9 protein-coding genes and 3 pseudogenes are annotated in these 12578 nt (G+C 59.7%); 6 read left to right on the forward strand and 6 right to left on the reverse strand.

The genetic code is table 11. The features are described 5' to 3' along the window. Window positions 1–22 precede the first annotated feature (22 nt). A pseudogene (locus CO655_RS27250) lies at window positions 23–690 on the forward strand (IS66 family transposase zinc-finger binding domain-containing protein); the annotation flags it as partial. Between the two features lie 77 nt (window positions 691–767). On the opposite strand, the gene CO655_RS27255 reads toward CO655_RS27250, so the two are convergent. The 5 genes from CO655_RS27255 to CO655_RS27270 all read right to left on the reverse strand — a co-directional run bounded on the left by CO655_RS27255 (window position 768) and on the right by CO655_RS27270 (window position 5346). Beyond that, window positions 768–1160, reverse strand: coding sequence for a hypothetical protein (locus CO655_RS27255; protein WP_004674379.1), 393 nt, complete (start codon window positions 1158–1160; stop codon window positions 768–770). A gap of 26 nt (window positions 1161–1186) precedes the next feature. After that, entirely contained in the window at window positions 1187–3136 is a 1950-nt protein-coding gene (locus tag CO655_RS27260) for a multicopper oxidase domain-containing protein (protein ID WP_016737399.1), read from the reverse strand. A gap of 480 nt (window positions 3137–3616) precedes the next feature. Next, window positions 3617–3739, reverse strand: coding sequence for a hypothetical protein (locus CO655_RS34710; RefSeq protein ID WP_009982859.1), 123 nt, complete (start codon window positions 3737–3739; stop codon window positions 3617–3619). Between the two features lie 22 nt (window positions 3740–3761). Continuing rightward, the gene (locus CO655_RS27265) at window positions 3762–4463 is read right to left on the reverse strand and encodes a RibD family protein (protein WP_004674381.1); all 702 of its coding nucleotides are present in this window, start codon (window positions 4461–4463) and stop codon (window positions 3762–3764) included. A 31-nt stretch (window positions 4464–4494) separates the two neighbouring features. Beyond that, window positions 4495–5346, reverse strand: coding sequence for an SDR family NAD(P)-dependent oxidoreductase (locus CO655_RS27270; RefSeq protein WP_009991591.1), 852 nt, complete (start codon window positions 5344–5346; stop codon window positions 4495–4497). Window positions 5347–5813: 467 nt separating this feature from the next. On the opposite strand from CO655_RS27270, the gene CO655_RS27275 reads away from it, so the two are divergent. From CO655_RS27275 to CO655_RS27285, 4 genes and pseudogenes are all read left to right on the forward strand, one after another. Beyond that, entirely contained in the window at window positions 5814–6596 is a 783-nt protein-coding gene (locus CO655_RS27275) for an SDR family NAD(P)-dependent oxidoreductase (protein WP_170967852.1), read from the forward strand. A gap of 11 nt (window positions 6597–6607) precedes the next feature. After that, window positions 6608–7186, forward strand: a complete 579-nt coding sequence (locus CO655_RS27280; RefSeq protein ID WP_245423926.1) for an SDR family oxidoreductase — start codon at window positions 6608–6610, stop codon at window positions 7184–7186. 556 nt (window positions 7187–7742) lie between these two features. After that, window positions 7743–7829 (forward strand): annotated as a pseudogene (locus CO655_RS34790) (hypothetical protein); the annotation flags it as partial. Window positions 7830–7985: 156 nt separating this feature from the next. After that, entirely contained in the window at window positions 7986–10889 is a 2904-nt protein-coding gene (locus tag CO655_RS27285) for a LysR substrate-binding domain-containing protein (RefSeq protein ID WP_312883027.1), read from the forward strand. Between the two features lie 208 nt (window positions 10890–11097). On the opposite strand, the gene CO655_RS34475 is transcribed toward CO655_RS27285, so the two are convergent. Further along, the gene (locus tag CO655_RS34475; RefSeq protein WP_004672580.1) at window positions 11098–11388 is read right to left on the reverse strand and encodes a hypothetical protein; all 291 of its coding nucleotides are present in this window, start codon (window positions 11386–11388) and stop codon (window positions 11098–11100) included. Window positions 11389–11413: 25 nt separating this feature from the next. Between CO655_RS34475 and CO655_RS27290 the strand changes: the two are divergent. Next, window positions 11414–12578 (forward strand): annotated as a pseudogene (locus CO655_RS27290) (hypothetical protein); the annotation flags it as partial.

Genomic DNA, 12578 nt, shown 5'->3' on the forward strand with positions numbered 1-12578 from the left:
AGAAATCTGATTCAATGTCGTTATGACATTGCCGCCGCTTACCCTGCCATCGGACCTTGCCAGCGCTCATCCGGCGCTGCTGGCCGAACCTGCTGCGCGGCTGCAAGCTGAGGCGGAAGCGGCCAACGCGAAGGCGCGGCTGTCGAACATTGAGGCGCTCAACGTGCATTTGCAGTTGCTGATCGGCAAGCTGGAGCGCGAGAAGCACGGGCCGCGCCGCGAGCGCACGCAGCGGCTGATCGATCAGTTGGAATTTGCAGCTCGAAGAGCTCGTGGCGTAGGCCGCCGAGGACGAACTGAGCGTCCAAGAGGCCGCGGCCAGAACGCAGTCCGTGCGCGCCTTCGCCCGCAAGCGTCCAGTGCGCAAGGCGTGGCCCAAAGACGTCGAGCGCGCACGCATCGTCATCGAAGCGCCGACGGCATGTGCCTGCTGTGGCGGCTCGCGGCTGTCGAAGCTGGGCGAGGACGTGACGGAAACGCTGGAGGATATCCCGCGCCGATTCAAGGTGATCGAGACGGTGCGCGAGAAATTTACCTGCCGCGATTGCGAGGCGATCAGTCAGGCTCCCGCACCGTTCCATGCGACGCCCGCGCGGCTTCATCGGCCCTCAGTTGCTGGCGACGATCGTGTTCGACAAGTTCGGGCAGCACATCCCGCTGAACCGCCAGAGCACGCGGTTCAAATGTGAGGCATCGGTCCGTCGACCCAGACCCTGGCCGGTGAATGTTGATCCGAATGTCTTCGAGCTGCGGCAAATGCTGGAGCATCACTGTCGCACGGCATACCAGGAGGCAACGTAGCCGGCTGCGGCGACCCCATGCGAATGCGGGACGTCGCGGACGATGCTACCGACAATGGCGTCCCTTTGATCGACGCCATTCGGCCAGTTCGGCACGATGTAGCCGCGATAGCTGTAGATCCAGGTCTCGCCGGCCACATCGCCCTTTCCAGTGAATTGCAGCTCGACAGGGTCTCCCGGACGCACCGTACCGGTCAATTCCAGCGACCACCCGGGCCCACCAATGGTTCCGCCGACCTTGCGCCGAGCCAACTCGGTCAGCACCAGCGTTCCCTGGCCAAATTCCAGTGCATTGAAATCAACCGATAAATCGGGATTGTTGATCAGGCTGCGATAACTCCAAGTGCCAGTGAAGCTCATAGTTCCTCCCAATGGCGATCGACGCCCTAATGATGGCCGGAAACGGTGCCACCCTGGCCGTCCGGCAGGGTGATCCTGATGTTCTGCATCATGCCCTGGTCCTCATGATCGAGGATGTGGCAATGCAGAACGAACTCGCCGATATAGCGCTGGTAGTGCGTCCGCACGGTGATCGTGTAGCGCGCCGACGGATCGGTGCCGGGATTCTTGATCCACAGCGTGTCCTTCCAGACATTTTTCAAGCCTGGATATTGCGGATCGCCGTCGTCATCGGCGCCAAGCGCGCTGACATCGTTGCCGGCCGCATCGACAATTTTGATGATCTGAAACGGATTGACATGGATATGGAATGGGTGGCTGACGAAATCCGAGCGGAGCGTCCATTCGTCGACTCCGCTCAGCGGCAACGTCCGGTCGATGCGGTTGGGATCATAAGGTTTGCCGTCAACCTCGAAGAAGGTGGCACCCGGCTGTTTCACATCGATGTTAAACACCAGTTGCTGCTCGCCGGTGACCTCGCCCGCGTCGATGTCCGGATGGGGAATAAAGCTTGAGAGCGACATCTCGTTCTTGAGGTCATCGATAACCTTGCCGGCGACATTCTGTGACATCGTGCGCTCAGCCGCCGAAATCAGCCAATCCTGCAGATAGGTGCCGATCTCGCCATTGACGGCATGGCCGCCTACTGCAGTGACTATGCCGAGAAGCCGTCGGCTTGGAGCCTCCTGGTTGACGCTGGCCGCTGCCGGTGCGGCGCCATCGATGATGCAGTAGTCACCCGCTCCTGGCAACACCACCAGCGCGTCAACGCGGTAGCCCGGTTGCAGGATCGCTTGCTGCCGCATCTGCACCTGCGCCATTGTCAGCCCGTCCTGGGCCACCACCCCATACGGGATAGTATCCTTGCCGCAATTCTGATCGATCCATCTGTCGGTGTCCGCTGCCGCAAGCGTGCGGAACGCGGTCGTCCCGGTCTTGCGCCGGATTTCGAAATTGATGGTGTCGCGAACCCCGGCGTGTATCATCCGCCACCGCTCGACCGAGCCAGCCTCCGCTGATGCCAACTGACCAAGCACCTGGCCGTTGACGCTGGTGAAGCGGCCCGAAGCCGGCCAACTGCCAGGTCCGAACTGATCGTAGCTTTCGATGCCGCCCACCTGTCCTGGCTGGCAATCATAAGTGATGTCGCCATTGTTATCGGTGCAAGCATATTGAATCTGCTGTAGCACCAAAACCCGTTCGGCGATATCGGAGCCGCCCGGCTGCTTCAATAGGCGGTCGATATCGCCAGTCTCGGTCGGTGTCGGCATGCGATCGCCACGGATGATCAACGCCCCGGACATGCCACTCGACACCTGCAATGCGGTTGATCCGTGTAGGTGTGGGTGATACCAGAAGGTGCCGGCGGGATGCTCAACGGCGATGTTGTATTCATATTGGAACGAAACGCCGGGACGGATTGAGATCAGCACATTATCGCCATTGCCAGACGGATTTACCCAGAGACCGTGCGAATGCAGGTTGGTACCGTTGAAGCAATGGGGGGTATTGGCACTGCCACCGCCGATGCCGCAGGTGGAATCCTGAGGGAACAGGTTGTGAAGCGTTACCCGCACCGTCTGACCGGGCCGTAGATCGATGGTCGGTCCAACCAATGGCGTGTCGGCACCGGATAAGCCGGTCTGGCGGGCGTCTTGATAGCCGCGCAGTTTAACGTGGTCGTAGCGCGCCGTGGCCGGATTGTAGATCTGTCGGTCGAGATAGGTAGCGTTCATATCGAGCAGAACCTCGCCCGGAAATGTCTCCCGGCTTTGTTCGAAGGTTTTCAGCATCCCCTGGGATTTTGTGATAGGTTGCAGCATATAGGCCAGGGGGTTAGTCACGGCCCTGGCCTCTTGAGCGACTGCGAATAGCGCATGGGTGACCGAAAAAACGCTCGCCATACCGAAGATCGCAATTTTGTCAGACACAGACAAACAACCCTCCCAAACCTCTGCCCGGAGTTTTGTTCTCCCCGGGTCGAACCGCATCCACAAAGTTCTACTGCGTCACCATGCGTTCACCTGCAATTCGACTTTGACTCGCGCGCTTTCTCGGGAGAAGACAGCTGCCGCCGCGCGACGAGAAAGTTTCAAGACTCATGCCACTCTGGCCGGATCGAGCCTCAGAAGGAATCTTGTGCCTATGCTTCAAGGACTTCCACGAGAGCGCGGTAGGAAGTCGGGCGGAACAGCACCATGGCGCGCACCTGACAAACCTGACAGCAGGTGTAGTAGGCCCGACATTTTTGTGGGGAGCATCGTTACGTGCGGCAATACGCGTCTCACCTTGTTTGTTTGTCGAGCTGCACTCGAGCAACGCCTTGACGCTCATATCGCGGTCACCGCCGCGGGCATTAATGTCGGCGTCACATACCGTTCATCACACCGCCTAATCGGAGAGACACCACGGGCAGACTACGCCAGTTCTTCCGGCTCTCTGCGCTGCGCGATGATCTCGAAACAAGGTTGCTTGCTCAGGAGTATCGCGCCCTGCTCCTCGACGATCATTTCGACGACGGCAGGAGGGAGCCCTTCCACAATCTTCTCCTATGGACGTCTCTTATGGACGTCCAACGCGATATCTCAGATGCACGGAGCCGAGGCCAGCGGCTTCGGCGCTGATAAACGTGAGCCTCGCCCTGCCGGCAAGCCCATCCTCGCCGCCCTCGAATATGGCCGGTGTATTCGACTTGCCTCCGATCGCAGGGAAGATGACCAGGCTGACCTCGTCAACAAGACCCGCCTTCAAGAAATGGCCATTGGTTTGCGCCCCGCCTTCCAGCATCAAGCGCTTCACACCGAACTCGGTTCCAAGAAGGTCAAGCGCGTTTTTCAGATCGACGCCATCTTTCTCCGAGACGATATAGGAAACGCCAGCCTGGGTGAGGCCCGCCAGGTAAGCATCATCCACGTCAGATCCTGTCAGGACCACAAGGTGAGCTCCCTCAATGTCGCTCTTGTCCCAGCGTAGCCGACCGTCCTTATCCACGATGACAGCGAACTCGCCGGCGTCCGGGTTGGCGATATGGATCGGTCGCGCGGCTGTGCCGGTTGCTTGATAGGGGCGGTCGACGGCGTCCGCGAACTCTTCTCCCGTCGCTCTTCCCGAAAGCCAGGCGTCGGCACCGATCTTCTCATGCAGGCCGTCATAGATCTTCACGAGCTCATCGACCGAATGGCCGGTTGCCTCGGCCCAATCATTGACGATCAATCGGCCATCCAGCGGCGACATCATGTGACAGATTACATAGGGTCTGGGCATTGGATTACTCTCCTCTACAAACATTCCACCGTCAGTGACCTGACTTCAACCAGGCTGCGAATTTATCCATCCAGTCGGGGTGCCAGCGTGAAAGCGCCGGCCGGTTCAGGATCATGTCGTCGGCCGCCCAGCGGATCCTTCTGGCATCGATCGCAGACGTAACCGCGTTATCCGGACAGATGATGTAAAAATTCTCGTCGAGCAGACGGACCAGGAAGTATTCCACCAGTTGCTCTGCGGTCCATGCCTCATCGGGTTTCGCAATGCCCTGCGGCTTGAGTGCGATGTTCATGGGTGTCCACGTGTAGCCAGGGACGAGGAGATGAGCCGAAACACGACCTCCCGTCTCCTTCAGAAGCTCGTGCGACAGCTGTTCGGTCAGGACTTTGACAGCTGCCTTTGCCACCGAATATGCGGCGTTACCTGGAGGAGTCGTAATACCTTCCTTGGAGCCGAGGTTGACAACGGCCGACTGGCGACCGGCTTCGATCATGTAGGGCACGAAGACGTGTTGCGCGGCCAGAACACCTCCGAAGTTTACATCGATCTGGCGTCGCCACTTTGCAGGATTGTCCCAAGGGCCGGCTCCTTGCGTTATGCCCGCGTTGTTTACTAGGACGGCCACGTCGCCAAACCGCGAAATCGTTTCGTCCCGCAACCTGGTCAGTGCCGACAAATCTGATACGTCGCCGCTCACGATCAGGATGTCCGTGTCGAGTGTCGAAGTAACATCCTCAAGTGCGTCGGCGTCGAGATCCAGCAGCGCGAGCTTCATGCCGCGGGCCGCGAGAGCCCTCGCGATTGCCAAGCCGATGCCCTTCGCAGCTCCCGTGATGACCGCAACGCGGCCAGGAGCAACGACGCTGTTCATTCTCTCGCTCATTTTTTGTCTTTCCCGTCATTGGACCGTCACCGCTGGAAGGTGTGCCGGACAAGCCGTCGCCGTGGAATTTTTCTCCGAGAAGCGTGCCGGCCGATGGCACCAGCGCAGAGAAGTCCATCAACGCTACTCGGGCGCTTGGGTCGTCGGATCATATCCGCGGGCTGCGAACGACCGTTCGATCGCACTATAAGAATAGGGTAGCGCGACGGCTACTTGAAGTGAGCGGGATCGCACGCACCGATGAGCCGTGTTCACTCAAGGGCCTTCGTGACGTAGGGAATGCCTGGCCAGTTCGACCGCGGACGGGACCAAAAAGGTAACGCACTCCTGGTCCCTGCCAGATCGGTGGATGATTTTCACTCGCCGCCCCGATCAATTTTGCTCATGTAACCAATCGGCTCCACGGGCATTTGGTCACCAGCGCCTCGAGACGATCGTGGTGCTGACCAAACCAAAGGAGTGAAATCATGACAGGGAATAAACCACTCGCAATGATCACGGGCGGCTCATCTGGAATAGGCTTCGAGCTTGCCAAACAATTCGCCAAGAATGGATTCGATGTCGCCATTTCAGGCTCAAGCGACAAGGTGAACGAGGCCGCCGATGCGCTACGAAGCCTTGATGCCGAAGCATATCCGTTCAAAGCGGATGCCTCGACGTACGATGGCGTCGAGAGGTTCTGGACCTTTACGCAGGGGCTGGGGCGCCCCTTGGAAGCCGCGGCTCTGAACGTCGGTATCGGTATTGGCGGCGCCTTTGTCGATAACGATCTCGAGGATGAGCTTCGCCTGCTTGCGATCAATGTAACCGGGACCGTCCATATGGCCAAACGCGTCGTCCAACATATGGTCAAGAACGGCCGCGGCAGGATTCTCATCACCTCCTCGGTTTCGGCGACCCTGCCCACGCCATACGAAACCGTTTACGGCCCGTCGAAGGCATTCGGTTACATGTTCGCGGAATCTCTGCGCGAGGAGTTGCGCTCGACCGGGGTCACGGTGACGGCACTCCTTCCGGGCGCCACCAACAGCGACTTCCACGCGAACGCTGGAATGGGCGGTACGAAGCTCGGTGGCCAACAAAAAAACGACAAGACGCTCGTCGCCCAGCAGGGGTTCGAGGCTCTCATGAACGGCATCGACCATATCGTCGGCGGAGATCAGGAAACCAAGCGCCAGGTGTTGGAAAACCGGACGACCCCCGAGCCCGTCAAAGCCGCGCGGCAAGCCGAATTGACCCAACCGCAGTGAAGGAGCACGTCATGTCACATCTGAAAAACAAGGTCGCCATCGTCACAGGGGCTTCCTCGGGCATTGGAGCGGCGACCGCCAGAGGATTGGCGGAAAAAGGTGCGCGCGTCGTCCTTGCCGGCCGCAATGAGGAACGCCTCAGTCAGATCGTCGAAGACAACACCGGTTCGGGAGGTATTGCCAGCTACAAGGTTGCTGATGCCACGGATTTTGAGAGTACCAAGGCCCTCGTCGCGTTCGCCACAACGACGTACGGCCCGGTCGATATATTGGTCAACAATGCCGGCCTCATGCTCTTTTCCTATTGGAAGGATGCCGCGGTCGGCGATTGGAACAAGATGATCGATACCAATCTGCGTGGCTATCTGCATGCGATCGCCGCGGTGCTGCCGTCGATGTTGGAGCGCCGGTCCGGCCGCATCCTGAATATGAGCTCTATCGCCGGCGTTCATGTCGGCGAGGCGGCAGGGGTTTACGGAGCCACGAAGTTCTTCATACGCGGTATTACCGAAAGCCTCAGGAAGGAGGTGGGCGTGGGTAGCGGGATCCAAGTGTCTATGATCAGCCCTGGCGTGATCGATACCGGCTAGGCCGACAAGGTTCATGACGAGACGGGCAGAAAGATCGCCGGAGAGCTCAACAAGCAGGGTATTCCGCCGTCGTCGGTGGCTGAAGCCGTGGTCTATGCACTAGACCAGCCCCCGGAGATCACGATCAACGACATTGTCGTCCATCCAACCCGGCAGGACTGGTAGCCCGCGTTTTCGAGAGCTCAGAACTAGAACCTCCGGGACTGTTAGACCGCCTCGCGGAACCAACCGGTGCCGTCTCTCGTGGCTGTGGACACGAAGATCTTCATTGCATGACGATCTAATCCCGGACGTTTTCGTTTTTCAGCGACCGGGCCATCTCCGCCGTCCTTCGCAGGATCCAACATGGATCACTAGGTCAAATTTTTGACTGCTTCCTCGGCCATCACATACCAAATACAGGGCCAGTTAAATAAGGATTGAAGGTGCCGGCCGGCCTGAAGCAAGGTCGGCGCCGGCAAGGGCGATCTTTTTCAGTACAAGTGCGAGTATCCATAACTCATGGTATCAACGCGGGCCGATCTGGCCGACCTTGAAACTTTCGTCGCGATCGCGCGTGCGGGGGGGGTTCCGAAAGGCCGCCGCGCTTCGCGGCGTTTCCGGGTCTGCCCTCAGCCACTCGATCAGGGGTTTGGAGGCCCGTCTGGGCGTCCGTCTGTTTCATCGGACAAGCAGGAGCATCAGTCTCACCGCCGCCGGCGAAGTGCTGCTTGCCGAACTGGAGCCCCGTTTCCTCGGCATTCAAGCTGCGATGGATCTCCTAGACAGTTTCAGGAGCGGGCCTACGGGCAGAGTGAGAGTGACCACCCTGCGTGACGCCGCCGAGCTGCTGATCGCTCCTCGACTGCACAGTTTTCGCAAGAGCTACCCAGATGTCGAGGTCGAAGTCAGCGTCGAGGATCGCTTCATCGATATGGTCGCCGAAGGTTTTGACGCGGGCATCCGTTATGGGGGAACGGTTCCCGAGGGGATGATCGCGTCGCGTCTGACATCCGAACTCGAATGGATCGTAGTCGGTTCTCCGGCTTCTGACCTAACGAGGCTTTCCGGGCCTCCGTTCAGGGTGCGGCCGTCGATCAGGAGTGACGAAATCATGTTGGAACGTGTTGGCAGCGGATCGAAAGAGGTCGAAACCCTGGTCGTGGACCTCGGCCAGAAAGACGTGACTGGCCGTTCTGCATCGACAAAAACCATCGACGCCGGCGAAATACGAAAGATCGCGCCGAGCGGTAACGGGCAGGCACTCGACATCTCCGCTGCGCGGGGCTTCGACGGGTTTACCCAGAGCAAAAGCGGCGCCACCGCGATCCTGGTCGATGCAAAGGTGAGCACGCCCGAAACCGACCCGGGCAACGATCTCAAGATCGACCTGGACGGCTTGAAGAAGGTTGCCGCTTCCGAATTCGGCAGCACCGTGCCCAACAATATCACCCACCTGTTCAACCCGACCATCCAGGCGATGGCCAACCAGCTTTACGGGGGAGACAGCCCCGAGGTGCGCGATCAGTTCAAGGCCGACGTCAAGGCGCTTCTCGGTCCGCTGCTCGACAAGGTCGGTGCCGGAGAGGTCAGTCAGGCTGATCTTGGCGGCCTTCTGGAGCGCCTGACGTCGCAGTTGGCGGCTCCCGGCGGCAAGGAAGTCTGGGGTTACCGCCACGCGGTGCAGACCGCGCTCGAAGGGCTCGTCATGGGCGCCAGCCTGGTCTCGAAGTTGCCGGCCAATGCCGAGTGGGACAAGAGCGTCTCGCCGCTGCCCTCCAGCAATCTCGCCAGCTATTCGTTCAACGACGTCATGGCGGCAATCATGATCGGCACCGGGCTGGCCGGCAAGGGCATTGCCGCCAACGGCTCAGACGGCGGGCGCTTCTTCGCCGGCAGCGGGGGCGACGCCTGGATCGCCGAGCGCATGTTCGCCACCAAGGACAATGGCTGGAGCAAGACCATCCAAAGTCTCGATCTGCCCTATATCGACAGCGACTATCTGACATCCAGCCTCAAGAAGATGGACCTTGTCATGTCGGGCTCGGATGCCATCGAGCCGGTCGTGGAGCGCCCGATCGACGAGAACGACATCCTGGAAAGCAAGGTGCTGCGCGGCTACGCTCCGTCGACCGTCTATGAGCCGACGCTGAAGAAGCTCGACGAACTCAAATACGGCATTCTCGGCGACGCCGTGAAGGACGTGAACCGGGATTTCGTCGCGCCCGACAACATGGACCACCTCGACCAGCTGACGCCGGAACAGAAGGCGACGCTGCTCTACGATCTCATCGAGATCAAACAGCAGTTCAATGGCTATATGAACCAGTATGGCGACAGCGTGCCCGATGGCGAGCGCGTCGGCAAGGACCTCGATGCGCGGATCGAAAAGCTGACGGCCGATCCGGCGACGCAGCAGCATCTCTCGGATATCTTCGCGAGCGGCATGAAGGAATATCTGCAGCGACCGGAGAATTCCGATCTGCTCACCAACATCGAGGACGCCTATCTGATCGACATCGGCGGCGGCAAGGCGATCGACCGGGCGCTGAGCGCCGGCAAGAGCTTCGAAGATGCCCTGAAGGATTATTATTCCGAACTCAACACCCTCGTCGATCTCCTGCCCCAGGATTATATCGATGCGCATCTCGACGCCGCGAACGTCACCTTCGCCAATATCGTCAAGGAACATTATATCGGCGACGGCCAGGGTGTCGATCTCGAGCCGCTGCTGTCGGGGCCGGATGACACCTTCGAGCCCGGGGCGACGAATGACGCCATCAGCCAGTTGGCAACTACGTTCGCCGAGGATTTCATCAGCAAAAACGGCCCGGCCGATGGCGGCGAAACGCTGAAACAGAACCTGGCGCAGGATATAGCGCGCGACGTCGACGGCGTTCTGCGGATGGTGCGCGGCGGTATGAAGCTCGACGATGCGCTCGCCTCCTTCAAGGATTCGCTCGATCTGCCGCGCCAGACCCGCACGCCCGCCGGTATCGATGCCGAAGTGTACAAGGCCGGCCTCGTCCATGCCGTCCAGATGCTCAGCATGTCGAGCGTGCTGGTGGCGCGCGGCCTCGGTGTCGGCGGCAAGTGGACGCCGGCCGATATCGCCGCTGCGGTCGGCTCGGCGACACAGATCGTCGGCATGACGATGGAAGGTCTCGGCAAGAACCTCGACGTTGCCGGCAAACCGTTCAGCGCCTTCGGCAATCAGCCTGGCAGCTGGGGCAAGGGGATCTCGATGAACTTCTCGCCGAAGACGATGGAAGCGGCAGGCAAGATCCTCGGCGCGGCCGGCGGCCTCGCCATGGCCGGCCTCGGCTTCTATTCGGCGTCGCGGTCGATGAAGGCCGGCGACCGCGCCAAGGGCGCGCTCGAAATAATCGGCGGCATTGCCGGTACCGGCAACGCGCTGATCGGTTTCTCCGAGGCGATGCTTTATCTGACCAATGCCATGTCCCGTGCCTTTTCCGGACTCGGAACGGTGGCGCCGGAAGTCGTGACCATCTTCAGCAGCGCCGCCAAAACCGGCCTTGCCGCGGCCGGACTGGTCACCGGCCTCGTTGCCTCGGCCGTCGGGCTGGCGCTTGGTCTGTGGGATATGGCCAATGGCGTGAAGAAGCTCGACAAGATGGAAAAGCAGCTGAACGAGAAGCTTGAACGCTACACCGGCGAGTCCGTGCATCTCGAATTTGGGCCAGACCCGTCATTCATCTGGTAGAGGCAGAGGGGCGGCAACGAGGACCGCCACAGCCTGGGAAATACCCTGCGACCCCTCGGTAAAAATGTGATTTTTGATCTCCAGGCGCGAGGCCGCTGCATTTTATGCAACCGCGATGTCGCGATCGGGCTTGAATTATCACGCAAAGGTCGATCTTATGCCTAACGTAAGGTAAACGACGTCATCCGCGAAAAGCGGAAAAAGAAAATCAAAGGGAACGCATGTCATCGATCGCACCAGCATCTTCGGATATCGATACGGTTTCATTTCTCCGGCTAAACGCCAATTCCGATCCAAAGTCCGAAAATTCCACGAGCCAGGGCAAAACCACGAGCACCACGGTCAAGAAGGCATCGCCTTTTGCCTCTGACGGGACCACGACGGCAGCCCTGACGATTTTCTCCTCTATATCGGCGCAGACGAGCAGTCCGAAGTTCGTTTCGCTGGCCGCCACGTCGAATGGCACGTCCCGCCCTACCGCGCCGATCCAGCCGGTCATCGATCTCCTGTTCAATTCCGATTTCATGAGCGAGATCAATCAGGGCTTCATGGAAGGGCTGAAGGACAAGGACAAATCCTTCGAGAGCATCGACGTCGTCAAAAACCCTCACAATTACACTGCCGAGCAGAAACTGATCATGTATCTCGATCTGCTTCAGACCAAGGCGACCTTCGGCAAATACAAGGACAGCCTCGGCGACAACCAGCGCGGCATCTACAACGACCAGGAGATCCTGAAGGATCTCGACAAGTCGATCGCCATCCTGGGCTCGGACCCCGACGTCAACTCGCTGATGACGGAGAAGGCGCTGAAGGCCTTCAAGCTGATCTTCTCCGGTTATCGCGTGGCGCCGGCCGATACGAACAAGGACGCTTCCGAGATCATCAACGACACGATAACGCGTGACGAGAAGATGAAGGACCTGCGTACGAAGGTCGAGGATGCCTTTGAGCGCGACATCGTCAATGGCGGCCTGCTGAATGACGGTCTCAAATCCGGCAAGGACGTCACCACCATTCTCAAGGAATATAATGCCGCCCTCGGCTTCTATTCCATGGTGCTTCCCGACGATTTCGTAAAGCAGCGCTCGGCGATTGCCGACAAGACCTATGCCGAATTCTTCGACAAGAACGTGCTGCCGACGATCTCCGATCCGACGACGGCGCTCGATGGCCTGATCCGCATGGGACTGGCCGGCAACAAGACCGAGCGGGAACTGAAGGGGCTCGGCTCCATCCTGCCGGTTGTGGATTTCGACCAGTCGCTCGGGCTCGGCGGGAGCCTGTTCCCCGATCTCAAGATCGACCTCGACGGTTTGAAAAAGGTTGCCGCTTCCGAATTCGGCAGCACCGTTCCCAACAATATCACCCACCTGTTCAACCCGACCATCCAGGCGATGGCCAACCAGTTTTACGGGTCAGACAGCCCCGAGGTGCGCGATCAGTTTAAGGCCGACGTCAAGGCGCTTCTCGGTCCGCTGCTCGACAAGGTAGGCGCCGGAGAAATCGGCATCGGCGATCTCGCCGGCAATCTGGAGCGCCTGACGTCGCGCCTGAGCGCACCCGGCGGCAAGGAGGTCTTGGGCTACCGCCATGCGGTGCAGACCGCGCTGGAAGGGCTCGTCATGGGCGCCAGCCTGGTCTCGAAGCTCCCGGCCAATGCCGAGTGGGACAAGAGCGTCTCGCCGC

Origin of the sequence: Rhizobium sp. M1, from assembly GCF_002531805.1 — a bacterium.
Taxonomy (GTDB): Bacteria; Pseudomonadota; Alphaproteobacteria; order Rhizobiales; family Rhizobiaceae; genus Rhizobium; species Rhizobium etli_C.